The organism is Paractinoplanes polyasparticus (genome assembly GCF_019710575.1).
In the GTDB taxonomy this organism is placed as follows: domain Bacteria; phylum Actinomycetota; class Actinomycetes; order Mycobacteriales; family Micromonosporaceae; genus Actinoplanes; species Actinoplanes polyasparticus.
Genome location: NZ_JAHWFK010000058.1, coordinates 1 through 25,614, shown reverse-complemented (window position 1 = coordinate 25,614; position 25,614 = coordinate 1). Strand labels below are relative to the sequence as shown.

The following is a 25,614-nucleotide window of genomic DNA, read 5'->3' as shown; positions in this document are numbered from 1 at the left end:
ATTCGCGCTATGCGTGGGTGTTCGCGCAGGTCAGAGGGTTTCGTTCAGGGACGCGAGAATGTGAACATCTTGTCGAACCATCGAGATGCCTCAATACTCCGAGGGCAGAGCGGTACGCCGGATCCGGCGTACCCCCACCCCCCTGGGAGGACCCCCGTGCTCAACCGGAAGCTGCGCCGGCCGATCGTCGGCCTTGCTGCCTGCATGCTCGTCGGCACCGGACTCGCCGCCTCACCCGCGTCGGCCGCCCCCTCCGGCGACTCCTTCGCCCCGTCCGCTCTGTCCCAGAAGCTCGACTCCCAGTTCGGCGTCAACGCCGCCGGCTCCTACATCGACTCGGCCGGCAAGGTCGTCGTCAACGTCACCGACGCCGCGACCGCCAAGTCGGTCAAGGCCGCCGGCGCCACCCCGCGCTTCGTCAGCCGCACCGGCGCCCAGCTGGCCGCGGCCGACAACGCCCTCAAGAGCAGCCTGAAGACCCCCGGCACCGCGTTCGCCGTCGACCCGGTCAGCAACCAGGTCGTCGTCGAGGTCGACAGCTCGGTCACCGGCGCCGCGCTCGCCTCCGTCGAGGCCACCGTGGCCAAGCTCGGCGACAACGCTCGCATCGAGAAGACCGCGGGCACGCTCAGCACGAAGATCAGCGGCGGCGACGCCATCTACGCCGGCGGCGGTCGCTGCTCGCTCGGCTTCAACGTGCGCTCCGGCAGCACCTACTACTTCCTGACCGCCGGCCACTGCACCAACATCGCCTCGACCTGGACGAACGGCTCGGCCACCCTGGGCACCCGCGCGGGCAGCAGCTTCCCCGGCAACGACTACGGCATCGTCCGCTACACGAACACCAGCATCACCAAGAGCGGCACCGTCGGTTCGCAGGAGATCAGCTCCGCCGGCACCCCCGCCGTCGGCGCCACGGTCACCCGCCGCGGCTCCACCACCGGCATCCGGTCCGGCCGGGTGACCGCCCTCAACAGCACGGTCAACTACGCCGAGGGCTCGGTCTCCGGCCTCATCCGCACCACGGTCTGCGCCCAGCCGGGCGACAGCGGCGGCCCGCTCTACGCCGGCACGACGGCCCTCGGCCTGACCTCGGGCGGCAGCGGTAACTGCAGCACCGGCGGAACGACCTACTTCCAGCCGGTCACCGAGGCCCTGAACGTGTACGGCGTCCAGGTGTTCTGATCGTCCCGCTCCTGAATCGCTGATTCCCGAACGGCCCCGCCCTCATCGGCGGGGCCGTTCGCATGCGCGGCGGGCCGGCTGACGACCGTTCACGCGGCGGTAGTCGGCTCCGCAGGCTCCAGCAGTCCTGTTTGTCCCCGGCGCTCATGACCAACCCGAGGAATCCGTCGTCGGAGGGTAGGGCCAGCCCTACCCCGGATCGGGTGGCTTGCCGGATCGGTTGCCGGAGCGCGGGTCAATAGCGTCGTGGACATGACGACAACTCAGCTCGAGACGCCCTCCGCCTTTGCTCAGCCCGACGCGCCTCGGGCAGCCGCTCACCCCCTGGAAGCCCAGCTCGAAGTTCCGCCGGCACGTCGGGTGGTTGCCGACTCGCTGTATGTCCTGAGTGGGTTCCCGCTGGCGGTGGCATCGTTCGTCGTCTGCCTGACCGCCTTTACGGCCGGTATCAGTCTGGCTGTTGTCTGGATCGGGGTGCCGCTGCTGGTTCTTGCCCTGGTGCAGTCGCACCGGTTCGCCGCTCGAGAGCGCGCGCGGGCTGCCGCCGTGCTCGGCTTCGAGGTGCCGGCGCCTGTTCATCGCACGGGACGGCTCATGGCCGTGATCGCAGACCCGCAGGCGTGGCGGGAACTGGCCCACGCGGTCCTGCGGTTCATCCCGAACACGATCGCCGTGTCGTTCGTGGCGACCTGGTGGGCCGGGATGCTGGGCGGCGTGACCTTCGCGCTGTGGAGCTGGTCGCTGCCGGACGACGATCTGCCGGAGCTGCTCGGCCTCAGCGACACCTACGCGGCCTCGATCGTCTTCTACCTGGTAGCCGGCCTGCTGTTCGCGCTGACATTGCCGGCAGTCGTCCGCGCCGCGGCCCGCTTCGAAGCCCGGTTCGCCCTCCTGTTCCTCGGCCGGTAACTCTCCTGCTCCGCGGCCGACAATCAGTCGAGCGTGATCGCCGTGCTGTTCCCCGGCCGCCTCGTTCGGGAAGGCGGGGAACAACGGCCGGCAGACGGTGCGCGAGGTTATCCACAGATCCGAAATGGGCGGCGCCGGGGGAGAGGCGGACCCGGCAGAATCGGGGGCACATCCGGTCGCACCGCACCGGTGATCGGGAGGAGGTCCCGTCCTGAGCGAATTTCCCCAGCTGCACCCACCCGAGCGCGAGACGTTGCTCCAGTTCCTCGATGAGCACCGCGCGATGGTCCTGGCCGCGCTCGACGGGGTCGACGACCGGACCGCGGCTGCGCGTCTGCTGCCGGCCACCGACATGACCGTCGGCGGCATCGTGAAGCACCTGGCCCACATGGAGGATCTCTGGTTCACCCACATCTTGCTCGGCGCCGATTTCCCGGAGCCGTGGACGTCCGTCGGCACCGACGAGGCCTGGGCCTGGGCGTCGGCCGGTGACGACTCGGTCGACTCACTGCGCGGCCTGTACGCGTCGGCGTGTGCTCGCAGCCGGGCAGCCGTGGCCGGCTTCGGCGCGCTCGACGGGCGGGCGGCGCTGCCTTCGTTCGGCAAGGCGCCGGTCAGCCTGCGGTGGATGCTGGTGCAGATGATCCGTGAGACCGCTCAGCACTGCGGCCACCTCGACCTGCTGCGCGACACGCTCCGAACACCGGACCCGCCCGCCGCTCAACCGGGTTGACGAGCCGCTCACCCGCCGGGCGCTCGAGGCGGTCAGCGGGTTTCTTCGACGCGCTCCTCGCCGCGGCGGCGGAGCAGCTTCAGGCCGGGGAGGCCGGCGATGGCCAGGTGCAGGTCTTCGGTGACCTCGAGCAGCTTGTGCAGGTCGGGGCCGACCTGGTCGAGCTTGCCGAGCAGCGGCATCACGTCGTCGACCAGGTGGGAGCGCAGGGCCGGGAGCTGGTCGATCATGCGGATCGCGGCCGTGACCTCCTCGGGCGAGAGCTCGTCGACGAAGCGGCGGGCGATCGGGGCGCCCTTCATGAGCGCCTCCGAGTAGGCGGCCAGCAGCAGGGCCGCTTCCTTGGCGGTCTTGTCGGCCCGGCCCACCACCGTCTCGGCCTGGGCGCTGACTGCGGTGGCCCGGTCGACCACGCCCGCGGCGGCGTCCGAGATGCCGACCGCGCGCAGGACCACGCCCTCGGTGCGCTCGCTGACCTGCTCGGCCCGGCCCACCACGGCGCCGGCTCGGCCGCTGACTTCCTCGGCCGTCCCGACGACCGCGGCCGCGCGCCCGCTGACATCCTCAGCCCGCCCGACAACCGCACCGGCCCGAGAGCTGATCTCTTCCGCGTTGCCCACGACCGTGCCGGCCCGAGAGCTGATCTCTTCCGCGTTGCCCACGACCGTGCCGGCGCGGGAGCTGATCTCTTCGGCGGTGCCCACTACGAGGCCGGCCCGGGAGCTGATCTGCTCGGCATTGCCGACGACCGTGCCGGCGCGTGAGCTGATGTCGACGGCCTGGCCCACTACGCCGGAGGCGGTGGTGGCTATCGAGCGGGCGTCGGCGACCGTCGACTCGGCCGCCTCGACCACCGCGGTGACCCTCTGGATCAGGGCCTCGGCCTCGTCGGCGAGCATGGTCACGCGGCTGACCAGCAGCTCGGTCTGGCCCAGCAGGCCGAGCACCCGGACGGGGACCGTGGCCGCTGCGGCCGCCGTCTCCACCACCTGGCCGACGGCGGAACGGGCCAGCTCGGCAATGGTGGACGGTGACAGCAACGGGATGCGCATGTTCCCATGATGCGCCAGGGAGGCACGCCTCAAACGTGATCACCCTCGGTGAGCGCGATGTACGCCGAAAGTCGATACTTCCTGTCAATCTCGTACGTGGAGCACCCTGGGGCGCCCATGAACCGTCGCGAGTTGGCACTATGGCAGGCGTGCGACGTACGCGAAACTGGATCCTGGGCGCCGCGATGGCGGGCGTCCTCGGGGGTGCGGGGTTGGTCGGGGTGAGCATGATGCGCGACTCCGGGGGCAGCACGCGACCGCTTGCCGGCACCTTCAGCGAAGCCGGCGTTCGAGCCCAGGCGCAGGCCGCCCCGCGGCAAGGCGCTCAAGCCCAGGCTCCGGCCGCGCAGAAGACGCCCAGCCCGGCCGCGGTGCGCGCCGCCCGGGTCAAGGCGCTCGACGCCGCCCTCAAGAAGTACGCCGCGTCGGCCCCGGAGTTCTCCGTCGCGGTGCTCGACCGCCGCACGGGGCAGCGTTACTCGTACCGGGGAACCGAGAAATACGAGACCGCGAGCGTCGTGAAAGTGCAGGTGCTGGCCTGCCTGCTGCTGAAGGCCCAGGACGCCCGTCGTGATCTCACGGCCACCGAGCTCTCCCTGGCCAAGCGCATGATCCGGCTCAGCGACAACGATGCCACCACCTCGCTGTTCTCGAAGCTGGGCCGGGCCTCGGGGGTGGGCGCCTGCAACAAGCGGCTGGGCCTCACCGAGACCAAGGTCAACAGTGCCTGGGGGCTGACTCGCACGACGGTGAACGACCAGGTCAAGTTGCTGGCCGAGCTGACCGACACGTCGGGGCCGCTCGACGCCGGCTCGCGCAAGCTGGCCTACACGCTGATGAGCACCGTCGACGACAGCCAGGACTGGGGCGTGCCGGCGGTCGCCCGGAGCACCGAGAAGTTCACGGTCAAGAACGGCTGGCTGGCCCGCTCGACCGAGAACTACCGCTGGATCATCAACTCGGTCGGCCGGGTCACCGGACCGGGCACCGACGTCTCGATCGCCGTCCTCTCGCACGACAACGCCACGATGTCGGGCGGCATCACGACGGTACAGAAGGTCGCCAAGCTCACGCGCCAGCACCTCAAGTACTGAGCGGAGCTCAGGCGCCGGCACCCGAGGTGTTAGCGGCAGCGGCGGCGCGGGCCTCGCGCCGCTTCGAGATCCACGAGACGGTCTGGTTGATGATCAGGATCAGCACGACGGCCGCGACCACGCCCTCCCACGGCTCGGGGAAGATCGAGCCGCCGGCCACGCCGATGCCCGCGTAGACGGCCGACCACAGAGCGCAGGCGGGGGCGTTGGCCACCACGAACGTACGCCAGGGCATGCCCAGGAAGGCGGCGGCCAGCAGCACCGGCACGCGGCCGCCGGGGATCAGCCGCGAGACCAGCAGCACCGGGATCTGCTTCTCGTGCAGGCGCTCCTTGACCGACACCAGATGCTCTTCGTCGCGCAGCCAGCGCAGGCGCTTGGCCAGCTTCTCGCCGCCGACCCGGCACATCGCGTACATGACCAGGTCGCCGACGTACGCGCCGGCGGCGCCGGCCGCGATGACGAAGACGATGGTCAGCGGGTGGTGCTCGTGGAAGGCCAGCGCGGCCGCGCCGCTGACCGCGGCCCCGGTGGGGACGATCGGAATGATGGCGCCGAACGCCACAACCGCGAAAAGCCAGGCCAGCGTGCCCAGAGTGGCCGTCACGCGGGACGCCCGATCGACAGGCTCTCGCCATGGGCCAGCACCCGCACGTGGGAGTCGGGGGCGGCGCGCAACGCGACGCGGGCGAACTCTTCGCCCGGGTCGCGGAACATGTGCGGCCGGACCCGGCCCATGCCGAGCGGCCAGAACGTGCCGTAGTGGACCGGGACGGCCCACGCGGCCTTCACCCGGCGCAGGGCCTCGGCCCCGGCCGTGGCGTCCAGGTGGTGGAGCGAGCCGAGGGTGGGGCCCCAGCCGCCGACCGGTATGAGGGCCAGGTCGAGCGGGGCCAGGTCGTTCATCTCGTCGAACAGGCCGGTGTCGCCCGCGAACCAGGTGCGGGCCTCGCCCTCGACGACGAACCCGACGGCGACAGCGCGTTCACGGGACCACGGGCCGCGGCCGCCGTCGTGGGCCGCCTTCACCGCGCGGACCCGGAGTGAACCGACGGTCGTCTCGTCGCCGGGGCCGAGCTCGACCGTGCGGGCCGCCGCCTCGGTGCCCAGGCACTTGACCACGAACGGCCCGGCCCCCCGCGGCACGATCAGCTGGGGAGTGCCGCCCAGCTTGCGCAGCGAGGCGCCGTGGAAGTGGTCGGCGTGCAGGTGGGAGAGCAGCACCGCGTCGGGGACACCGGGCAGCGCCGGTTGCGGGCCGGCCATGCGGCGCAGGTGGGCCACCCGGCCGGTGAGCACCGGATCGGTCAGCAGGGACGTGCCGGAGTCGGCCAGCCACACGGTGCTGTGCCCCCACCAGGTGACCGAAGTCGTGCTCACGCAATTTACCGTACAGAAGCCGAGTTTCGTTCCCCACCCAGGACGGGCACACTGTCGCCGTGACTGGACCCCGCAGCGCCGTAGTAGTGAACCCCGCCAAGGTGCCCGACATGGACGAGCTGCGCCGGATCATCGGCGAGGGCCTGGCCGGCGCCGGATGGCCGGAGCCGTCCTGGTACGAGACCACCCCCGAGGACCCGGGCGAAGGTCAGACGAAACAGGCTGTGGCGGACGGGGCCGAGCTGGTCTTCGCCTGTGGCGGCGACGGCACCGTGATGGCTGTGGTGACCGCCCTGGCCGGCTCCGACGTGACGATGTCCGTGCTCCCGGCCGGCACCGGCAACCTGCTCGCGGCCAACCTGGGCCTCGGCACCGACCCGGCGACCGGCGTGGAGGTGGCCCTCGAGGGCGGCCGGAAGCGCATCGACGTGGGCGTGACCGGCGACAAGTGCTTCGCGGTGATGGCCGGCATGGGCTTCGACGCCCAGATGCTGGAGAAGACCTCCGACGATGCCAAGAAGCGGATCGGCTGGCTGGCGTACATCGGAGGCGGGGTCAAGGCGCTGCGGGAGCGGCCGATGCGGGTACGGATCGTGCTCGACGGCGGCAAGGTGATGCCCCGCCGCCCCCGTTCGGTGATCGTCGGCAACGTCGGCCGGCTCCAGGGCGGCGTGACCCTGCTGACCGAGGCCGACCCGGCCGACGGCAAGCTCGACGTCGCCATCCTGAGCCCGAACAACCTGGGTCACTGGGTGTCGCTCGCGTGGGGCGTGATCCGTCGCCGGAACAGTGTGCCGCTGATGGAGACCTACACCGCCGAGCACGTCGAGATCCAGGCCCGGTCGGCCCAGCCGCGGCAGCTCGACGGCGACCTCATCGAGCCCGGCCGGACCCTCAAGATCTCGATCAAGCCCAAGGCTCTCCTGCTCTGCGTTCCCCGCCCCGCGGGCGACCCCGACCTGGCGTACGACGTGAGTTCCGCGGCCGAGGCGGCCGAGGACATCCGCGAGGCCGCCCGTGAGTAGTACGGAGCCTGTGCCACAGACCCGTGACATGAGCGGGGACGAACTGTCCGCCGACGAAGCCGTTCAGGCGTTGTGGCACTACGGCCGCTGGCCGCTGGTCCGCGACGCGTTCGTCCGATTCCGGTACGGCGACGGCTTCAGCCACGCCCGGGCGTTCGCGTTCCAGCTGTGCCTGGCGATCGTGCCGTTCCTCATCGCGCTCTCCGGCCTGGCCGCCGACCTGGGCGCGGAGGACGGCGGACGGGTGGTGGCCGAGACGATCCTCGAACTGACCCCCGGCGCCAGCGACCCGCTCGTGGCCGAGCTGCTCGAGGACAGCGAGGGCAGCAGTGATGCCGGCGAGCTCGCGCTGACCCTGGGTCTGATCACCGGCCTGTTCGCGCTGACCACCGCGATCAGCCAGATCGAGCGGGGCGCGAACCGGATCTACGGCGTCGAACGGGACCGGCCGGCGTTGTTCAAGTACATCCGGGCCACGATCCTGGCCGCGGTCGCCGGCATTCCCGCGTTGTTCGGGTTCCTGCTCCTGGTGGCGGGGCGACCGTTCGGAGACGCGGCCGCCCGGCACTGGGCCTGGGCCGATGATATGCGGGTGACCTGGGACTTCGTGCGCTGGCCGCTGAGCCTGTTGCTGATCGTCTTCGCGGTCGCCGTGCTCTTCAAGTACTCGCCGCGCCGGCACCAGCCCGGGCTGTCCTGGTTGCTGTTCGGCGCCGGGCTGGCCACGGCGCTGTGGTGGCTGGCCAGCCTGATGCTGGCCGGGTACGTCCGCTTCGCCGAGGGCTTCGGCGCCACGTACGGGCCGTTGACCGCGATCATCGCCCTGCTGCTCTGGGCGAATCTGACCGGCATCGCGCTGTTCCTGGGCATCGCGTTCGCGGCTCAGTTGGAGGCGGCGCGGGTGGGTGCTCCGCGGCCGGCCAAGAAGGACAAATGGGAGCCCTCGGCCCGCCCGACCAGCGGTGTACGGAATCGGCGCTCCGGGTAAAACCGGGCCGTGACCGACAACCGAGTGGTAGAACGCACCGGCTGGGCCCCCTTGCGGCACTTCGCCGAACGCAGCGTGGCCGGCCTGACCGCCGTCGTCCTGGCCGGCCTGGCCTTCGGCACCCTCCTTCTGCTCGTACGGTCGCAGTGGAGCCCGCTGCGGCGGCTCGACCAGTCGATCGCCACCGGCCTCAACGACCTCATCGCGCCGCACCCCGCCGTGGTCAAGGTGCTCACCACCATCACGTCGGCCGGCGGCCGGGGCGTGCTGGTGCCCCTGGTCGTCATGGTGGTCCTGCTGCTGCTGATCCGCCGCCTGCCCCGCCTCGCCCTCTACGCGGCGGTCACCGGGCTCGGCGCGGCCGTCCTCGACCCGTCGCTCAAGGCGCTGGTCGGCCGGGTGCGCCCGGTGGTCGCCGACCCGGTCGCCGTCGGTGGCGGCAACAGCTTCCCGAGCGGTCACACGCTGGGGGCGACCATTGTGTACGGCATGCTGGCGCTGATCGCGTTGCCGGCCACCCGCGGCCGGCACAAGGCGTGGATCCTCTCGGTGGCGGCGGCGATCATTGTGGCCGTCGGACTGACCCGCATCGCGCTCGGCGTGCACTTCCTCTCCGACGTGCTGGCCGGCTGGATGCTCGGCCTGGCCTGGATCAGTGTCACGGCGTACGCGTTCCGGGTCTGGCGCCGCGAGGCCGGCCACCCGGCGCCGCCGGTGACCGACGGCCTCGACCCCGACGCCGCCGACGACCTGGTGCCCGCGCCCGCGGAGGACAAGGTGCTGCCCCACCCGTGGGCCAAGGGCGCCGAGATCCTGGTCGGCTGGGTGTTCACGTTCGGCCTGCTCTATTTCGTCGGGTACGCGGTGACGCGCTGGGAGCCCTCGTTCGACGACGCCGTGCCGCGGTGGCTCCAGACGTTCCGCACCGAAAGCCTCGACCACCTGAGCTGGCTCGCCTCCAAGGCCGGCGACACGCACGCCGTACTCATCGTCTGCCTGGTCTTCTGCCCGCTCGCGCTCGCGCTGTGGCGGCAGTGGCGGCCCGTCGTGTTCATCGTGCTCACCATGATCGGCGAGCTCACCCTGTTCCTCTGCGCCGCCGCCGCGACCGGTCGCGAACGCCCCTCGGTCGAACAGCTCGACGGCCAGATGCCCACGTCGTCGTTCCCGTCGGGCCACATCGCCGCCACCATGTGCCTGTGGGCGGCCATCGCGGTCGTCAGCATGCCCCGCGTACGCCAGTGGTGGCGCTGGATCTTCCCGGTCCTCGCCGTCCTGATGCCGGCGATGGTGGCACTGTCCCGGATGTACCGCGGCATGCACCACCCGACCGACGTTCTGGGCGCGTCCCTGCTGACGCTGTGCTGGGTGGGCGCCCTCTACCTGATCATCCGCCCCAACGACCACGCCGAGACGGTCACCGAGGCCGCCGAAGAGGCTCACGAGGTGCGCGACCGCCAGGCGGTGACCGCATGACGCTGCGCTTCGTCACCTGGAACATCAAGACGGGCGGCGCCGGCCGCCTGGAAGCCGTCGCCGCCGTGATCCGCCGCGAGCAGCCCGACCTGCTGGCCCTGCAGGAGCTGCGCAACTTCGACCGCAACGACGGCCGCGTGATGAACGAGCTCGCCGAGGCCGTCGGCATGGCGCCCCACCTGGCCCGCTCCTTCCTGGGCCAGCCGGTGGCCGTGCTGGTCCGCCCGCCGCTCGAAATCATCGACCGCGCCGAGGTCCGCTGGCGCCTCCACCACGCCGCCGCGGTGGTCACGGTAGCCACCGACTCCGGCCCGCTGCGCATCGTCAGCGCCCACCTGAACCCTTTCTCGCCGTACCGCCGCATGCGCGAAGCCGTGTGGCTGGCCCATCGCTACCGCCCCACCCGGCTCCCCACGGTGATAGCCGGCGACCTGAACGGCCTCGACCCCGGCACCGACCACACCGAGACGCTGGCGCCGCAACCCGGCTTCCTGCGCGCCCGCCACCTCGCCCGCGACGGCTCCGCCGACACCAGAGCAGTGGCCGCCTTCCTGGACGCCGGCTACACCGACCTGTGGCGCGTGGCCGGCACCGGCTCCCCACTGACCGTCCCCACCACCAAGGGCGGCGGCCGCGAGTTCTCCCGCATGCGCCTCGACTACGTGCTGGCCGGCCCCACCCTGGCCGAGGGCGCCACAAACATGACCGTGATCCGCGGCGACGAGACCGAGTACGCCTCCGACCACTACCCGGTCCGCGTGGACCTGCCGGTGTGATGACACCCGCCGACGCGGCCTCTCTTCCGCATAGCCGGCACCTGCGGCCTGTCATGCAGCAACTAGTCATGTAACAATGGGTGGCGGTGAAGACCGTACGAAAACAATCTCGGCCCCGGGAAGGGGACGTCGATGAGCCCGGCACGATCTCCGGAACAGCTTGCTCGGCTCGTGGGAGAACTGCTGAGACTTCCAGCTGAGACGGAGTGGTTGGAAGACAAGGCAAGCAATTGCGACGCTGCTGAGATCGGCAGTTACATCTCTGCGCTGGCAAACGGTGCCGCTTTGGCCAACCATGATCGCGGATATCTCCTCTGGGGGATCGAGGACGGCACCCGCGCAGTGATCGGGACGGACTTCGACCCGCTCCAAAACAAAGTGGGCAACGAGAACCTCGAAAATTGGCTGCTTCGGCACCTGAGCCCGCAGATCCACTTCGTCTTTCACCGCCTCACCGTCGCCGGCAGGCCGGTGGTCGTACTGGAGATCGATCGAGCGTCTCAGCGGCCGGTGACCTTCAAGAGCGAGGCGTTCATCCGCATCGGCTCCTACAAGAAGAAGCTCAGCGCGCATCCCGACGTGGAGCGACGAATGTGGAAGTCGTTCGTGCTCGGCACCTTCGAGGACGGCACTGCTGCGGACGGATTGAGCCCTTCGGATGTGGTGCAATTGCTCGACTATCCCTCCTACTTCCGGGTCATGAAGATGCCGTTGCCCGAGAGCCGGTCCGGAATCTTGGACGCGCTCGCCCAAGAAGGCATGGTGAAGCTCGACGACTCCCACACTTGGGCGTTGACCAACCTGGGGGCCATGCTGTTCGCGCATGACCTCGACGAGTTCTCGGCGCTGCGCCGTAAGTCGGTGCGGGTCATCCAGTACCGCGGCAACAGCCGTGTCGAGACGGTGAAGGAACAGGAGGGCGTACACGGCTACGCCAGCGGATTCGCAGGACTGATCCGATACATCAACGAGTTGATTCCCTCGAACGAGGTGATCGGGCAGGCATTGCGACAGACTGTGAAGCTCTATCCCGAACTCGCTGTCCGTGAGCTCGTGGCGAATGCTCTGCTCCATCAGGATTTTCTGATCACAGGTAGCGGGCCGACGGTGGAGATATTCGACGACCGTATGGAGATCACGAATCCAGGACAGCCTCTGGTGGATCCGCTGAGATTCGTTGACAGCCCTCCAGTGAGCCGTAACGAGCGAATGGGGCAGAGTGATGCGCCGCAGCGGGCTCTGTGAAGAGCGCGGCAGTGGCTGGGACAAGGTGGCGTTCGAGATCGATTTCAACCAGCTTCCGGCCCCGCTGGTCGAGGTTACGCAGGAGCACACTCGGATCACTCTCTACAGCCACCGAGACCTGCGCCATATGGACCGTGCCGACCGCGTGCGAGCCGTCTACCTCCATGCATGCTTGCGCTATGTCAGCGCGCAGAAGATGACGAATGCGTCGATACGCGAGAGGTTCGGGATCGCATCGCACAACAGCGCCAAGGCTTCTCGGTTGATCAAGGAGGCTGTCGATGAGCACTTGATCGCCCTGCGTGATCCCCGGGCGCCCGTCAAGCTCCGCGAGTATGTGCCATGGTGGGCGGCTCCCGACGGGAGTATCTCCTCTTGACCTGGTCAGGCAGTGACTGAGGCTTTCGTGCCTAAGTGCGTCCGGATCGAGCCAAGCGCAGAGCGTGAGAATCGATAGCTACACATGGTGGTCAAGTTCCTTGATGAGTAAATGCGTCAGCTCGTTCGGTGGTGCCTAACACCTGCCTTGAGCTGGGAAAACCTAGGTCGTCTTCTTTGATGGGTTCTTGATGCCCGACTGTCGAATGTAACGGAGCGTATATAATTCTGGCGTCGTGGTCCTGGGGTCAAGGCCGGCGGGTGGAACAAGTGGCACCAGACGGCCGTACCGCTGGATGAGCAGTATGGAATGTGCTTCGACTAACGCAGTGGCAGGAGGGCGGGGAATGAACGGCTGCTACTCGCGCTGGCAGGACATTCGGGCCGGGTACGTCGAGGGGGCGGCTGGGAGGAGGCGGTCGCCGAGGGCAAGCAGGCGTTGCTGGCTGAGGTTGTGGCCGTCTACCTCGACGACGCGGCGATCGCGTGACCGACGTGACAGTAGCCGTGGGGCGGTCAAGGGGTAACGCTTGAGCGGGTAAGTCAGCGACGGACGAGGTGGGTGGCATGGCTACGGAGAAGGCGATTCTGGCCGGGGGCTGTTTCTGGGGGATGCAGGACCTCATCCGGCGGCGGCCGGGGGTGGTTTCCACCCGGGTCGGCTATACCGGGGGAAACGTGGCCAACGCGACCTACTACAACCACGACGGGCATGCCGAGGCCATCGAGATCACCTTTGATCCGGCCGTGACCTCGTACCGGGACCTGTTGGAGTTCTTCTTTCAGATTCACGACCCGACGACGATGAACCGGCAGGGCAACGACATCGGGACCAGCTACCGGTCGGCGATCTTCTTCGAGAGCGACGAGCAGAAGCGCGTCGCCGAGGACACGATCGCGGACGTCGAGGCGTCGGGGCTGTGGCCGGGCAAGGTGGTGACCGAGGTGACCGCGGCCGGACCGTTCTGGGAGGCCGAACCGGAGCACCAGGACTACCTGGAGCGGATCCCGGACGGCTACACCTGCCACTTCCCGCGGCCGGACTGGAAGCTGCCGCACCGCGTCAGCTAGGCGTGGCAGACCGCTTCCAGGTTGATGCCGTGCGGGTCGAGCACGAAGGCCCCGTAGTAGTCGGCGTGATATTCGGGATGGGCTGCCGGCGCCAGTAGTGAGGTGGCGCCGGCGGCCAGCGCCGCCTCGTAGAAGACGGTCACCTCGTCGCGGCGGTCGACCGTGAAGGCGACGTGCATGTTGGTGCCCACGGCGCCGCCGTCGATGAGCCAGAAGTACGGCTTCACACCGGCCAGGCCGAAGCCGGTCATCGCGGTCGGCTGGTTCGGGGTGGCGTCCGGCGGGATTTCCAGCATCTTGGTGATGCCGATGGCTCCCAGCACCGGCTCGTAGAAGGCCACCGCGACGGCCAGGTCGGGCACGGCGATGTTCAGGTGGTCGATGCGGGAGCCCGCGCGGTCGATCGAAGAGGTCATGGCCCTACCGTGCCCGCCGTTGCGGTCAGATCACGGCCGTTGGACCGGAACTTCGTACAGGTACTCCGTTCCGTCCTGCTCGTCCCACTGCTCGCCCACGTGGGTGAAGCCGAAGCCGGCGATGGTGGCGAGGGAGGCCGCGTTGTCCGGCCTGATGCTGGCCCGCACGGTGGCCGTGCCCGGTGCGGCGGCGGCCCAGCGCAGCAGTTCGGTCAGCATGGCCCGGGCGTAGCCGCGCCGGCGGTACGCGGGGTCGGTGCTGTATCCGACCTCGACCATGCCGTCGTCGTCGGGTGGCCCGTGGAAGCCGGCCGCGCCGACGACCGCGCCGTCGGGGACGGAGACGGCGGCGCGGACGATCCAGTCCGCGGCGCGGGGGTCGGCGGCGATCTGGTCGAGGCGCATCCGCCACAGCCAGGTGATCTCATCGCTGAGGAACCATTCGGTCAGCGGTACGCCGGTCGCCGCGCGGGCCGCTTCCAGGTCACCGGAGGGCAGGGCGGACAGCACGGGGGGCGGCAGGGGCACAAAGCGCACAGTTGTCGGCATCGCGCCGATCGTCACACGCCCGTCAACCGAAAAACGGCCGCGGCGTACTCGGCGGGCGCTTCCGCGTGCACGAAGTGGCCGCAGTCCGGGAACACCCGTACGACGGCGTCGGGACGGGCGCGGCGGAAGTCGGCCACCTCGCCGGGGCTCGGGATCGGGTCGAGGCCGCCCTTGATCAGGAGCGCCGGTTGCCGCAGGCCGGCCAGGAGCGGCGTGTGGGGTTCGAAGAACGCCGGATCCTCGGCGAGCCGGGTCGCGTGGTCGGCTCCGCGCTGCCACTGGGCGGCCTCGAACGGCGCTGCCTGCAGGACCTCCCAGATGCGGCCCCGCGCGGCCAGGTCGGGGGTGTAGATCGCGGCCCGGTCAGCTCCGAAGCCGGCGAGCACGTCGATCAGGCTGTTCCACAGCGTCTTGTCGTCCGGCGCGCTTGCCAGCAGCGCCTCGCCCGCCGCCACCGCCTCGGGGTGGGACCCGGCCGACGGGTGGGCCAGGAACGCCGCCAGCAGCGACCGGCAGGTGCGCCCGAGGTCCCAGGCCGGGTTCTCGAAGGCGACGGCTCGCACCGACCCCGGATGGGCGACCGCGTAGCGCAGGGCGAGCATGCCGCCGAACGACTGGCCGAGCACCGCCCAATCCGGAAGACCCAGGTCCTCGCGTACGGTCTCGCAGTCGGCCACCAGGTCGTCGAGCCGCACCGTGGCGTCCTCGGGCAGCGCCGCCGACCGCAGGACGCCCCGCTGGTCGAGGCAGACGACCCGCAGCCGGGTGGCCAGCACGGGCGCCTGGTGCTGCTCGAACTCGTACGAACCCTGGCCCGGACCCCCGTGCAGGAAGAGAACCGCCGGCGCGTCCGGCGGTCCGTACTCGCGGACGTAGAGGTCAGGCGCCACGTTGCAGCGGGAGGTCGTCGGCCCGGGTGATCAGGGTGTCCCGGTGTTCGTCGTCGCCGCGGACCAGGGCGGCGATGTATTCGCTGGTTTCGGGCGAGATCGTGCTCAGCGTGGGCGCGGCCGGCTGGCGCGTGATGTAGCCCTGCACGTGGCGGATGCGCTGCTCGTAGATCTCGCGCAGGGTCAGCGGGGACTCGTTGTCGACACCCTCGACGATGACCACGCGCGGGGCGTGGCCGGCGTAGCGGGCCGTGTCCATGACCAGCGACAACTCCTTGGCCGCGAGCGGGTGGTGCAGGATCGCGCGGTCGACCTTGATCTGGGTGAGCGGCAGCTCGGCCATGCGCGACAGGGACGCGTACCCCTCGCCGAAGTCGTCGACCGCGAACGCCACCCCGACGTCGCGCGCGATCGCGGCCAGGCGGTTGTGGAAGTAGGCGTGCGGCGCCTCGGCCCACTGCTCGCCGCGGCGGGGCTCGATCGGGTCCTGCTCCGAGATCTCCAGGGTCACCGTCTCGGGGTCGATGGCGAGTTCGGCGATCGTCGTGCGGAGCGTCTCGACGTACGCGTCGCTGAGCAGCGACCGTACGGCGACATTGACCGAGACCGGCTTGGGCTGGGCCCACGGGCCCTCGGCGTGGGCCTGGGCGTACGCGCGCAACGCCATCCGCAGGATCACCTTGTCGCGCTCGACGACGAAGCGGTCGCCCCACACCTCGGCCAGCCGCAGCATGGCGACCGGGGCGCGCTGGTCGCTGGGCGAGCGGCGGGCCAGCGCCTCGTAACTGTGCACGCCGACGCGCCGGGCCGTCTTACCGAGCGTCACGACCGGCTGGAAGACCACGCAGTACGACTCCACGACCCGCTGGTACAGCTCGAAGCAGTGTTCGTAGAGCGGGACGGGCAGCCGCCCGAAGGCGTCCCGCAGGGCGGTCAGCACCTCGATCTCGGCCTCGTCCGGGGACGCCGCGAAGTCCGTACGCCAGATCGTCTCGAGGATCTTGGCGAGCGGCTGCCCGAGCCCCAGCAGGTCGGTGACCGGGTCGACCAGCGCCAGCAGCAGGGACCGGCCCTCGGCCAGGCGCAGCGGCACGCACAGAACGGTGCGATGGTCGTCGTGCACGGTGTGACCGAACCAGTCGGCCCCGGCCGGGAAACGCAGCAGCGGCCGGATCACGTCGAGGTCGAAACGCTTGGACGAGTCGATCGTCTGGAAGCCGTTCGCCGTGTACTCGAGCAGGGCCGACGAGTGGGCGTCGGTGGCGGCGCGCAGGTATTCGACGCGGGAAGGCGCGGCCCCTCCGGCCTCGGCGCGGCTGCCGGCCGAGCGCGGGGCGGCGTGCCGGGGCATCCGGGCGTGGTGGGTGAGCCGGCTGATCAGGTGCAGGATCTCGCCCGCGGCCGCGTCCATCGGGTTGGCCAGCGGGCGCGAGGCGGGCCGCCCGGGCTGGTCGGCCGGCCCGGCCAGCACGACCGCGTCGCCCCCGGGCGGGCTCATGGCCTGCGGTGTCAGACCCTGTTCGCGTACGGCCTGAGCCAGTGACCCGAACGTCACGCTCGGCTGCCGGTGCAGAGTCGCGAGGATGTGCGCGGTCAGCACGCCGTGCCGGATGACCGGGTCCTCGCGTGTGGCGGCGTCATCCGCGTACGAGGTGAGGGCGCTGTAGGCAGGCCGCGACACCTCGGGGGCGTCGCCCACGGCGTCGACGAACAGCACCGCGGAGCCGGCGAAGAACTCCAGCACGTCCCGTTCCAGGAATGCCATTCGTACGCCCGAATCGGGATTTTCGGAAAGGGCCGATTCGTCGAGATCGTGGGTGACGAGGTAAGTGTCGGCGCCGCGACTCCACTCCGGAGTGACCGTGCGACCGGCGAAGTAGACCACCAGAACATCCGATTTCCCGGACCGCATCACGGCCTGACGCAGCGTCGCCTTGATCTCGCCGGCGGTGGCGTTCAGCCCCGTGAACAGGCAGGTCTCGAAACCCTCGGCCTCGAACTGATCACGCATGGCCTCGGCGTCACGCTCGGCGAAACGCAGCAGTGAGCCGGCGTCGTCGACGCCTACCATCACCGCGAAGCGCTGATTCGCCATCCAACGCCTCCGGTTTCGAACACTCCCGCATTGGAGCGCTTCCGAGTGCGGCGTCCGCTGATGATAGCGACCCACCCGCCCCAATCAAATCGATCACCACTGAGTAGGCGGAGGGTCTGCCGGCCGGGTCGTTGTTGCACCCCCTCATACCTAGAACTACTATGCCTCGTACTTCTAGGTATGAGGGGGTGCTCGTGCGGGTGACCAAAGATCTGGTGGCCGCTTCGGCGACGCCTATCGTGCTCGGCATCCTCGCCGAGGGCGAGAGCTACGGGTACGCCATTCTGCGCCGGATCAGTGACCTGTCCGGCGGCGAGCTGGACTGGACCGAAGGCCTCCTCTACCCCCTGCTGCACCGGTTGGAGCGTCTCGGTCACGTCGAGTCGAGCTGGCAGGTGGTCCCGGGGGAGCGGCGGCGCAAGTACTACCGCATCACTCGCCAGGGCCTGGCCGAACTGGCCGAACAGCAACGTCAGTGGCGGACGGTCGTCGAGGCGCTCCAGCAGGTCTGGCCGAGCATCGCCGAGATCCGGCCCCAGTTCACCCCTCTGGAGGGCAACGCGTGACGGTCACCGACGGCAAGGACGAGCTCGAGGCACAGTTCGCGTTGTGGCGGGAGCACGTGCGCCGTCGTCCGGAGCTGGTCGAGTCGGACGCCGACGAGTTGGAGGACCACCTCCGGGGCTCGGTCGACGGGCTGGTCTCGAAGGGGCTGGCCGCCGACGAGGCGTTCCTCATCGCGGTCAAGCGGATGGGCGGCCTGGACGAATTGTCCCGCGAGTTCGCCCGCGAGCATTCCGAGCGCCTATGGAAGCAGCTGATGTTCACCGGCGAGGCCGGCGACCCGGTACGCCGGAGCCGCTCCCGGCGCGACGTGATCGCCATGCTGGTATGCGCGTTCGGGGCCGCCGTCTCCGTCAAGATTCCGGAGCTGTTCGGACGCGGCTTCAACGAGGACGGCCTGTTCTACAGCGTCAACCTGGCCCTGTTCGCGCTGCCCTGGCTGGCGGCGTTCCTGGTCTGGCGGCGGCGCCCCAGCGCCGGTGTGGGCGGTGCGTTGGCCGCGTTGTTCGTGCTCGGCGCCGTGGTGGCCAACGGCTACCCGCTCGACGCGGACTCCCAGTCGGCCGGCCTGATGGCCACGCACCTGCCGATCGCCCTGTGGCTGGTGGTCGGTCTGGCCTACGTCTCCGACGATCTGCGCTCGGCCCGGCGGCGGATGGACTTCATCCGCTTCACCGGTGAGTGGTTCGTCTACCTGGTGCTCATGGGCCTCGGCGGCGGGGTCCTCATTGCCTTCCTGTACGGCATCTTCGACGCGATCGGCGTCGACTCGGACACCGCGATCGGCACCTGGGTGGTGCCCTGCGGCTTCGTGGCCGCGACCGTCGTCGCCGGCTGGCTGGTCGAGGTCAAACAGGGCGTCATCGAGAACATCGCCCCGGTCCTGACCAAGCTCTTCACCCCGCTGTTCACCGTGGCGTTGCTGGCCTTCCTGGTCACCATCGGCTGGAACGGCCGGAGCATCGAGATCGACCGGGAAACGCTGGTGATGTTCGACCTGCTGCTGGCAGTTGTCCTCGGCCTGCTCCTCTACTCCCTGTCGGCCCGCGACCCGGAGGCCCCCCGAGGCCCGTTCGACGTGCTGCAACTGGCCCTGGTGGTGAGCGCGCTGGTGATTGATGCCCTCGTCCTCTACACCATGGCCGGCCGCATCGCCGAATACGGCACCACCCCCAACAACGTGGCCGCCCTGGGCGAGAACATCGTCCTGCTGGCCAACCTGGCCTGGTCGGTCTGGCTGCTGCTGCGTTTCGTCCGCCGCCGCGGCACGTTCCCGGCCATCGAACGCTGGCAGACCTCCTACCTACCGGTCTACGCCCTCTGGTTCTGGACTGTGGTCCTGCTCCTGCCCCCGCTGTTCAGCTTCCGCTGACCCCCAGGCCGTGGCCAGGAGTGCGAAGGCCAGGACCGCGGCCGTCGTACGGGTGGCGTGGGCGAGCTGCCAGCGGTCGCGGACATCGGCCCAGTCAGCGGGTGGGGCTGCGGTGTTCCAATGGAGTTGGTCCGCGTTGATCGGAAGGTTGACGGCGATCGTGAGGCCGACGACGAGCACCAGGAGGGCCAGCGCAGCCAGGGTCGGCCGGCGCTTGTTCGTTCGGCGGGTCCGGTAGGCCAGCAATGCTGTGATGCTCAATGCCGGGAGGAGCGTGGCGGCGGCGAGTTTGTCGAGGGAGTCGAGCTCGACCAGCCGCATCTGGGCGTAGACGGAGCCGTCGAAGCCTCGCAGCGAGAGTTCGAGGACGAGGACTGCCGTGAGGAATCCGGCGAAGAGCCCGGTGAACAGCAGACTGGTGACACGTGCCCACTTCGTCAGGGTCATGCTCAGCTCGCAATTCCGATGACCTGCTCGACGGTGCCGGGCTGGTTGATCGTGGCGAGCATGTGGTGGGCGACGTCGGCGCGGGGCACGGAGAACCCCCCTCGGATGTTGCGGTTGAGTGCGGTGCGGTACCGGCCGGTCAGCGGCTTGTCGGTGAGTTTGGGCGGCCGGGAGATCGTCCATTCCAGGCCGCTGTCGCGCAGGAGCTGCTCAGTGACGGCGAGGTCGGCGTAGTGCCGCCTGAACATGGCGTGGGTCAGTGGCATGCCCAGGTAGCGCATGAAGAAGCCGTCGCCGGGGTCGTGCCGGGGTGGCTTCGGATGGCCGGGGGCCGGCACCGGTCCGACCGGTGCGGCGCTGACGATGACGATCCGCCGTGCGTGCGCACCCAGCATCGCGGAGATGACCGCGCGGGTGCCTTGGGACGTGATGCCGGCGTCGGCGCGCGGGTTTCGCGGGCCGAGGGCGGACAGGACGGCGTCGGCCCCGCGTACGGCCGAGGTCAGCACGGCCAGGTCAGGCCGGGCCAGGTCGACGGCGACCGCGCGAACGTCGTCCGGCAGTTCCCGCGGGCGCCGGGCCACAGCGGTGACCTCGTGCCCGGCTGCGACCGCCTGCGCGACCAAGTGCCGCCCGATGCCACCAGTGGCAGCGATGACGGTGAGCCTCATCGGTGTCCTCCGGCGAGGGCGGCGCCTTGTTCGGCCGCACGGACGGCGAAGTTGCGGGCCGGGCGGCCCGGCACGGCGATGTCACACCCGACGACGCCGATGGCGCTGATGAACAGAAGCATCAAGATTCCTTCCGAAGCCGTACCATACGAAAGTCATATGAAAATACTTCGAGAAAGATAACATATGAGTTCCGTATCATCTAGTGGCGCCAGTGGTCGCCGCCGGCTCACGACGCAGATCAAGGTCTCGCTACGAGACCTGCGCAACGAGTTGTCGATACTCAATCGCCAGGTCAGCAACAAGATCGCCGTCAAGGACGGCGATCTGGACTGCCTCGACCTGATCAGCCGGCACGGCCCCCTGAGTCCATCCGCTCTGGCCCGCCTGGCTGGTGTCCACCCAGCCACGTTGACCGGCATCCTCGACCGCCTCGAGCGCGCCGGCTGGATAGCCCGGGAGCGCGACGTTCAAGACCGCCGCGCGGTGCTGATCCGAGCGCTGCCGGACCGGGGCCGCGAGGTGCTCCGCCTGTACTCCGGGATGAACTCCGCGCTCGACGAGATCTGCGCCGACTACGACGAGAGCCAACTCGAACTACTAGCCGACTTCATGCACAAAGCCGCCGGCGCCGGTAAGACCGCCGCCCAGAACCTGGCTGACAACGGCCAACCCACCGCCCAAAAGCAGGGCCCATGACACCGTCACCGCTGATGCGGCCACCGCCTCGGCCTCGGCTCGACGTGCTGAGCCGGGCCGGCGTCCTCGCCGGTCTCTGGTACGGCGACAGCGACGACAGAGCCTGACCGGCCGCACCATCTCGAATCCTCAACCCAGAACACCGCGGTCGCCGGCCCTTACCTGCAGTTGCTGTCCCGCGGAAGCTTGCCCTCGACCAGCCAGGCGGTGCCGACGTTGAGGGCGCACGCGTTGCCGCCGAAGACGTAGACGCCGTGCTGGTTGTCGTCGACCGTCACCAGACGCGACCGCTGGGCGAACTCGCGCCGCAGGATCTGCGCGCCCACCAACGGCGTCGCCACGTCCCGGCGGTTCTGCAGGATCAGGATGTTGACCGGGCCGTTGTCGTTGATCTCGGCCTGCGGCTCGGGCGACTTGCGGGACCAGAACGCGCACGGGCTGATGTTGGCCGAGGCCGCGCCGAACATCGGGAACTTCTTTCGATCCTCGGCGACATCGCGCTGATACACCCCGACCTCGCTCGGCCAGACGCTGTCGTTGCAAGTCACAGCCAGGAACGAGGACAAGAAGTTGGTCTGCGCGTGCGGTTGCGCGGCCGCCGCGGCCATCGTGGTGGCCGGCGCATGACCGGTGACGTTCAGCGACTGCCACAGCTGTGCCAGGATGCCGTAACTCGACTTGTTGAAGAGACTGACGTACGTGAACTGCCGGAAGAAGCGCCCGTCGAGGCCGGACACCGGCCGACTGTCGAGCCGTTCCGCGAGCGCGAAGTAGGTTTGCCGTACGTCCTTGGGGGTGCGGCCCAGCCCGTACGCGCCGTGCCGGTCGGCCAGCCACCGCGCGAAGTCCGGGAACGCCTGCTCCATGCCCAGCCCGTACCGGCGCTGGCTCTCCCGGGTCAAAGCCGTGTCACCGAGGTTGCTGTCGAGAATGACCCGGTCGGTGGTTCGCGGGAACATCGACGCGTACGCCGCGCCGAGGGCAGACCCGTACGAGGCGCCGAAGAAGCTGGCCTTCGGCTCGCCCAGGGCGCGCCGGATCTGGTCCAGGTCCCGCGCTGTGTTGGCCGTCGACATGTGAGCCATCCGGTTGCCGGTGTCGTTGGCCGCGCACTGTTCGGCGACGGCCTTGGCCGCCTTGGCGTCCGCGGCGACGGTAGCGGCGTTCTCGGCCCACGGCGGGATGTTGCCGGGGTAGTTCTGCTCGACGGTGAACTTGCAGTCGACCGGGCTCGAGTGGCCGACGCCGCGCGGGTCGAGCCCGATCAGGTCGTACGTGTCCAGGACGGTGTTCGGGATTCCCCGGTTGACCAGGTCGAACGGCATGGTCAGGCCACTCACGCCCGGGCCGCCCGGGTTGAGCAGCAGCACACCGCGTCGCTTCTCCGGATCGGTGCTGGCGATCCGCGAGATCGTCAGATCGATCTTCGCCCCTGTCGGCTTCTGATAGTCCAGCGGCACCGTCACCCTCGAGCACTGCATCGTCGGCGCCGCCGCTGCGATCGCCTGGGGGCAGGCGCCCCAGGCGGGCGGGGCGGCGCTCGCGGCCGGCGACGCGACCCAGGCGCCTGCGAAGCCGGTCGTCATCGTCAGGATCAGTCCCAGGCCCGCACCGTGCTTTCGTGTCATCTTCACGCTGACGAGTGCAAACCGTGTTCCGGCGACAAAGTCAAACAGCGTCCGGCGCCGCCGCACCGCGGGTCAGCTCGATGACAAATCAGACTTTTAAACTTGACTCTGTTCCTGGAACACAGTGTCCAGTGGAGGCGTCAGGTGTCTGTTTCGCCGGATACAAGGAAGATCCATGAGCACTGAACCGTTGGACACACGGGCCTGGACCGCGGCCGAGCTGGCGGTGCTCGACAGCACGCCGCTGATTCGCGTCGCGGGCGTCCGCCCGGACGGGACGCTGCGATCCTTCGTCATGATCGGGCATGTTCGCGTCGGTGGCGACGAGCTCATCCGCTCGCTGAACGGGACCGGCGGCAGCTGGTACCGGGGGGCAACCCGCTCGGGCCGGGGCGAGATCGACGTCGACGGCCGGCGGATCAAGGTCGCGTTCCTCGTCGACACCGGGCGGGAGGACGAGGTCGACCACGCCCTGCGTGCCCGCTACGGCAACGACTCCGGCGTCCGCCGCATGACCAAGCCCAAAGCGCGAGAGGCGACACTCCGCGTGGCCCCGCTCGCCTGAGCTCGACAGTCTTGACTCTGTTCCGGCAACATACTGTTTGGTCTTCGTCAGCGCTGCTCGCTCGCCGACGAAGGAGTAACCATGAACGCCAGACGGTGGCTTTTCGTTGCAGGTATGACAGCGATACTGGCCGGTGTCACCAGCAGCGCCTCAGCGGAGACCGCTCTCCGCCCGGATCGCACCAGCAGCGCGGAGAGCCGCAAGGTGGACGCGGTGCCGACACCCCGGCTGGACTGGTCGGCCTGTTTCGAGAGCGCCGAGTGCGCCACCGTGAAGCTGCCGCTCGACTACGACCAGCCGCACGGCGCCACCACCGACCTCGCCGTCCTGCGGGTCAAGGCCCGGGATCAGGCCAACCGGATCGGTAGCCTGTTCCTCAATCCGGGCGGCCCCGGCGTCTCGGCCACCCAGATCGCGCGCCTCGCGCCCGCCTTCATGAGCGACGAGCTGCTCGATCGCTTCGACATCGTGGGCGTCGACCCGCGTGGCGTCGGCTCCAGCCGGCCCGTGCGGTGCTTCGCGTCGGCCGAGCAGCAGGCGCCGGTCCTGCGCGACCTGGGCGAGCTGTTCCCGGTCACCAAGGCCGAGAAGCAGGCGCTCGTCCGGGGCTCCCAGCGGTACGGCCAGGCGTGCTCGACCACCGGTCGGCCCCTGGCCGGGGCGATGTCCACCGCCGAGCTGGCCCGCGATCACGACGTGCTGCGCCGCGCAGTCGGCGACGAGAAACTTACGTTCCTCGGCCTCAGCTACGGCAGCGTTCTCGGTCAGTACTACGCCAACATGTTTCCCGACCGGTTCCGCGCTCTGGTCATCGACGGTGTGCTCGATGCCCGCGGCTGGGTCGGCAACACTCGGCAGATCCTCGACGAGCGGATCAACTCCTCCGGCGGCGCGTCCCGGGCCCTGTTCGAGATTCTGCGGCGCTGCGACCGGGCCGGCGAGACGGCCTGCGCCTTCGCGGCGGGCGACCCGGTGCGCAACTTCGACACCATCACCCGCCGGCTCAAGGCCAAGCCCCTGGTGATCGGGGACCGGACCATCACGTACGCGGGCTTCATCACCGACGTCCACCTGGCCATGTATCTGCCGACCGCGGGCGAACAGGTCACCACCCTCGCGGCGGAGACCCGGGCCGCCCTCGACGGCGACACGGCGGCCCTGGCGCGGCGGCTCGGGGCGGCCGCCGACCCGCCGTACGACAACAGTCTGGAGGCAGTCCTGGGCGTCCTCTGCACCGACGGCCGGTTCCCGGCTCGAGCCGAGCAGTGGCCGGCCGCCGTGGCCATGCGCGACCGGATTGCCCCGTACTTCGGTGGCAGCGCACTGGTCTGGAAAGACACGGCGTGTGCGAGCAGCACGTGGACAGTGCGGGACGAGGACGCTTACACCGGCCCGTTCAACCGGCACACTGCGGCACCCGTGCTGGTCGTGGGCAGCTTCTGGGACCCGTCGACCAACTACGCCAACGCCGTGTCGACGAGCCGGCTGTTGCCCAACTCGCGGCTGCTGTCCAGCGACAACTGGGGCCACACCGCGTACGCACGCGGCGCCTGCGCGACCGCCTGGATCGATGCCTACCTGCTGACCGGCAAGCCGCCGGCCCGGGACACGGTGTGCGCCGACGCCCCGCAGCCGTTCACGGGAGAGGCGCCGACGTTCGCTGAGGGCCGGGGCATGCACCTGCTTCCTCCGGCCAACCGGCCTTGGGCACCCGTTGCCGGGGGGCAGAGCCCATCGGGTGACGCCATCCGGTAGACGACCGCGTCCGCCGAGTCAGCGGGCGCGGGCCAGCGTGATGTCGCCGAGCGGGCCACGCACGAGCGTGGCCTGCGGTTCGTAACGTTCTCCCGGGCCGGCTACGGCGCCTCCACCCGAGCCCCGAGCCGGTCCGTTGTGGACACGATCACCGACGTACGGGTCACGCTCCAAACGGGCCCTGGCCGCGCAGTCAACGGGGGCGGCGCCCACCGGTCACCGCTCTTCTTGCGGCCGGGCCAGCACGGGCGGCCAGCTCTGCAGGACGGCGTCGGCGATCAGCTCGAGCTCGTCGCGCGGGGCGCCGGCGGCGGCCTGTACCGCGACACCATTGCCGATCGTCATGACGTATCTCGTCAGCAGCGCCGGGTCGGTCTCCGCGGGCAGATCACCCTCGTCGACGGCCCGCTGAAAACGCTTACGCAGCATGGCGCTGGTCTCGTCGCGCCAGTCGGCCAGCAACCCGCGGATCACCTGTCCGTCCTCGCCGCCGATCAGCGAGGCCCGCAGGCTGAGGCACCCGGTCGGGTATCCCGGCAGGGTGGCGCTGCGGACGGCACCGTGCAGGAAGACAGTGGCCACCCCGCGGGCGGTCGGCTCGACCACCGCCTCGGCACCGTACGACGCCGGGCCGTCGGCGTAGCGCGCCAG

Annotated in this window: 28 protein-coding genes; 16 read left to right on the top strand and 12 right to left on the bottom strand. The window is 69.7% G+C overall.

Features of this window, described 5'->3' with window-relative positions; all coding sequences use genetic code 11:
- The first annotated feature begins 156 nt into the window (after window positions 1-156).
- The 3 genes from KXC43_RS43285 (at window position 157) to KXC43_RS43275 (ending at window position 2,827) form a co-directional block, all read left to right on the top strand.
- Window positions 157-1,185 (top strand): S1 family peptidase, encoded by a 1,029-nt coding sequence (locus KXC43_RS43285; protein WP_308129521.1) that lies wholly within the window; start codon window positions 157-159, stop codon window positions 1,183-1,185.
- 252 nt (window positions 1,186-1,437) lie between these two features.
- On the top strand, window positions 1,438-2,094 hold the full coding sequence (locus tag KXC43_RS43280; RefSeq protein ID WP_221382095.1) for a sensor domain-containing protein: 657 nt from the start codon (window positions 1,438-1,440) through the stop codon (window positions 2,092-2,094).
- Between the two features lie 253 nt (window positions 2,095-2,347).
- Window positions 2,348-2,827 (top strand): mycothiol transferase, encoded by a 480-nt coding sequence (locus KXC43_RS43275; protein WP_255645815.1) that lies wholly within the window; start codon window positions 2,348-2,350, stop codon window positions 2,825-2,827.
- A 32-nt stretch (window positions 2,828-2,859) separates the two neighbouring features.
- Here KXC43_RS43275 and KXC43_RS43270 read toward each other — a convergent pair whose 3' ends face one another.
- Window positions 2,860-3,879: a methyl-accepting chemotaxis protein gene (locus tag KXC43_RS43270; RefSeq protein ID WP_221382094.1), complete on the bottom strand. Its 1,020-nt coding sequence runs from the start codon at window positions 3,877-3,879 to the stop codon at window positions 2,860-2,862.
- Between the two features lie 149 nt (window positions 3,880-4,028).
- Between KXC43_RS43270 and KXC43_RS43265 the strand changes: the two genes are divergently transcribed.
- On the top strand, window positions 4,029-4,973 hold the full coding sequence (locus KXC43_RS43265) for a serine hydrolase (RefSeq protein WP_308129520.1): 945 nt from the start codon (window positions 4,029-4,031) through the stop codon (window positions 4,971-4,973).
- 7 nt (window positions 4,974-4,980) lie between these two features.
- Here the strand turns inward: KXC43_RS43265 and KXC43_RS43260 are convergent, their stop codons facing one another.
- Window positions 4,981-5,580, bottom strand: coding sequence for a DedA family protein (locus tag KXC43_RS43260; RefSeq protein WP_221382093.1), 600 nt, complete (start codon window positions 5,578-5,580; stop codon window positions 4,981-4,983).
- The gene (locus tag KXC43_RS43255) at window positions 5,577-6,353 is read right to left on the bottom strand and encodes an MBL fold metallo-hydrolase (protein WP_221382092.1); all 777 of its coding nucleotides are present in this window, start codon (window positions 6,351-6,353) and stop codon (window positions 5,577-5,579) included. The genes KXC43_RS43260 and KXC43_RS43255 overlap by 4 nt, the downstream gene beginning before the upstream one ends.
- 110 nt (window positions 6,354-6,463) lie before the next feature.
- Between KXC43_RS43255 and KXC43_RS43250 the strand changes: the two genes are divergently transcribed.
- From KXC43_RS43250 to msrA, 7 genes are all read left to right on the top strand, one after another.
- Complete coding sequence (locus tag KXC43_RS43250) at window positions 6,464-7,378, top strand: diacylglycerol/lipid kinase family protein (protein WP_221382169.1); 915 nt, start codon at window positions 6,464-6,466, stop codon at window positions 7,376-7,378.
- Window positions 7,379-7,406: 28 nt separating this feature from the next.
- On the top strand, window positions 7,407-8,366 hold the full coding sequence (locus KXC43_RS43245; RefSeq protein ID WP_255645814.1) for a YihY/virulence factor BrkB family protein: 960 nt from the start codon (window positions 7,407-7,409) through the stop codon (window positions 8,364-8,366).
- A 9-nt stretch (window positions 8,367-8,375) separates the two neighbouring features.
- Window positions 8,376-9,842, top strand: a complete 1,467-nt coding sequence (locus KXC43_RS43240; RefSeq protein WP_221382090.1) for a phosphatase PAP2 family protein — start codon at window positions 8,376-8,378, stop codon at window positions 9,840-9,842.
- A complete protein-coding gene (locus KXC43_RS43235; RefSeq protein ID WP_221382089.1) occupies window positions 9,839-10,618 on the top strand; it encodes an endonuclease/exonuclease/phosphatase family protein in 780 nt (259 codons plus the stop codon). The genes KXC43_RS43240 and KXC43_RS43235 overlap by 4 nt, the downstream gene beginning before the upstream one ends.
- A 171-nt stretch (window positions 10,619-10,789) precedes the next feature.
- Window positions 10,790-11,863: an RNA/DNA-binding domain-containing protein gene (locus tag KXC43_RS43230; protein WP_221382088.1), complete on the top strand. Its 1,074-nt coding sequence runs from the start codon at window positions 10,790-10,792 to the stop codon at window positions 11,861-11,863.
- Window positions 11,841-12,242, top strand: a complete 402-nt coding sequence (locus KXC43_RS43225) for a putative DNA binding domain-containing protein (RefSeq protein ID WP_221382087.1) — start codon at window positions 11,841-11,843, stop codon at window positions 12,240-12,242. Before KXC43_RS43230 ends, KXC43_RS43225 begins: the two co-directional genes overlap by 23 nt.
- A 566-nt stretch (window positions 12,243-12,808) precedes the next feature.
- Complete coding sequence (gene msrA, locus KXC43_RS43220) at window positions 12,809-13,312, top strand: peptide-methionine (S)-S-oxide reductase MsrA (RefSeq protein WP_221382086.1); 504 nt, start codon at window positions 12,809-12,811, stop codon at window positions 13,310-13,312.
- Here the strand turns inward: msrA and KXC43_RS43215 are convergent.
- From KXC43_RS43215 to KXC43_RS43200, 4 genes are read right to left on the bottom strand one after another with little or no spacing between them, the layout of a single operon-like run.
- Window positions 13,309-13,728: a VOC family protein gene (locus tag KXC43_RS43215; protein WP_221382085.1), complete on the bottom strand. Its 420-nt coding sequence runs from the start codon at window positions 13,726-13,728 to the stop codon at window positions 13,309-13,311. The genes msrA and KXC43_RS43215 overlap by 4 nt on opposite strands.
- Window positions 13,729-13,758: 30 nt before the next feature.
- Complete coding sequence (locus tag KXC43_RS43210) at window positions 13,759-14,277, bottom strand: GNAT family N-acetyltransferase (protein WP_221382084.1); 519 nt, start codon at window positions 14,275-14,277, stop codon at window positions 13,759-13,761.
- Between the two features lie 11 nt (window positions 14,278-14,288).
- Window positions 14,289-15,167, bottom strand: coding sequence for an alpha/beta fold hydrolase (locus tag KXC43_RS43205; protein ID WP_221382083.1), 879 nt, complete (start codon window positions 15,165-15,167; stop codon window positions 14,289-14,291).
- Window positions 15,157-17,262: an EAL domain-containing protein gene (locus KXC43_RS43200; protein ID WP_255645813.1), complete on the bottom strand. Its 2,106-nt coding sequence runs from the start codon at window positions 17,260-17,262 to the stop codon at window positions 15,157-15,159. The genes KXC43_RS43205 and KXC43_RS43200 overlap by 11 nt, the downstream gene beginning before the upstream one ends.
- A gap of 200 nt (window positions 17,263-17,462) precedes the next feature.
- Between KXC43_RS43200 and KXC43_RS43195 the strand changes: the two genes are divergently transcribed.
- Window positions 17,463-17,828 (top strand): PadR family transcriptional regulator, encoded by a 366-nt coding sequence (locus KXC43_RS43195; RefSeq protein WP_438870953.1) that lies wholly within the window; start codon window positions 17,463-17,465, stop codon window positions 17,826-17,828.
- Window positions 17,825-19,198 (top strand): permease prefix domain 1-containing protein, encoded by a 1,374-nt coding sequence (locus tag KXC43_RS43190; RefSeq protein ID WP_221382081.1) that lies wholly within the window; start codon window positions 17,825-17,827, stop codon window positions 19,196-19,198. The genes KXC43_RS43195 and KXC43_RS43190 overlap by 4 nt, the downstream gene beginning before the upstream one ends.
- Here the strand turns inward: KXC43_RS43190 and KXC43_RS43185 are convergent.
- Genes KXC43_RS43185 through KXC43_RS51910 form a run of 3 tightly spaced genes read right to left on the bottom strand, consistent with a single transcriptional unit; the run spans window position 19,130 to window position 20,438 of the window.
- Window positions 19,130-19,645 carry an anthrone oxygenase family protein gene (locus tag KXC43_RS43185; protein WP_255645811.1) on the bottom strand — a complete coding sequence of 172 codons (516 nt, stop codon included), beginning with the start codon at window positions 19,643-19,645 and terminating at the stop codon, window positions 19,130-19,132. The two genes, KXC43_RS43190 and KXC43_RS43185, sit on opposite strands and share 69 nt — an antisense overlap.
- 2 nt (window positions 19,646-19,647) lie before the next feature.
- A complete protein-coding gene (locus tag KXC43_RS43180; RefSeq protein ID WP_221382080.1) occupies window positions 19,648-20,316 on the bottom strand; it encodes an NAD(P)-dependent oxidoreductase in 669 nt (222 codons plus the stop codon).
- Entirely contained in the window at window positions 20,313-20,438 is a 126-nt protein-coding gene (locus tag KXC43_RS51910) for a hypothetical protein (RefSeq protein WP_255645810.1), read from the bottom strand. The genes KXC43_RS43180 and KXC43_RS51910 overlap by 4 nt, the downstream gene beginning before the upstream one ends.
- Window positions 20,439-20,502: 64 nt before the next feature.
- Here KXC43_RS51910 and KXC43_RS43175 point away from each other — a divergent pair, with 64 nt between their 5' ends.
- Window positions 20,503-21,015: a MarR family transcriptional regulator gene (locus tag KXC43_RS43175; protein WP_221382079.1), complete on the top strand. Its 513-nt coding sequence runs from the start codon at window positions 20,503-20,505 to the stop codon at window positions 21,013-21,015.
- A gap of 158 nt (window positions 21,016-21,173) precedes the next feature.
- Here KXC43_RS43175 and KXC43_RS43170 read toward each other — a convergent pair whose 3' ends face one another.
- Window positions 21,174-22,643: an alpha/beta hydrolase gene (locus tag KXC43_RS43170; RefSeq protein ID WP_255645826.1), complete on the bottom strand. Its 1,470-nt coding sequence runs from the start codon at window positions 22,641-22,643 to the stop codon at window positions 21,174-21,176.
- A gap of 175 nt (window positions 22,644-22,818) precedes the next feature.
- Between KXC43_RS43170 and KXC43_RS43165 the strand changes: the two genes are divergently transcribed.
- Window positions 22,819-23,208 (top strand): DUF2255 family protein, encoded by a 390-nt coding sequence (locus KXC43_RS43165; protein WP_221382077.1) that lies wholly within the window; start codon window positions 22,819-22,821, stop codon window positions 23,206-23,208.
- Between the two features lie 114 nt (window positions 23,209-23,322).
- On the top strand, window positions 23,323-24,963 hold the full coding sequence (locus KXC43_RS43160) for an alpha/beta hydrolase (protein WP_221382076.1): 1,641 nt from the start codon (window positions 23,323-23,325) through the stop codon (window positions 24,961-24,963).
- A 216-nt stretch (window positions 24,964-25,179) separates the two neighbouring features.
- Here KXC43_RS43160 and KXC43_RS43155 read toward each other — a convergent pair.
- A partial coding sequence (locus KXC43_RS43155; RefSeq protein ID WP_221382075.1) for a TetR family transcriptional regulator C-terminal domain-containing protein occupies window positions 25,180-25,614 on the bottom strand: 435 nt, incomplete at its 5' end.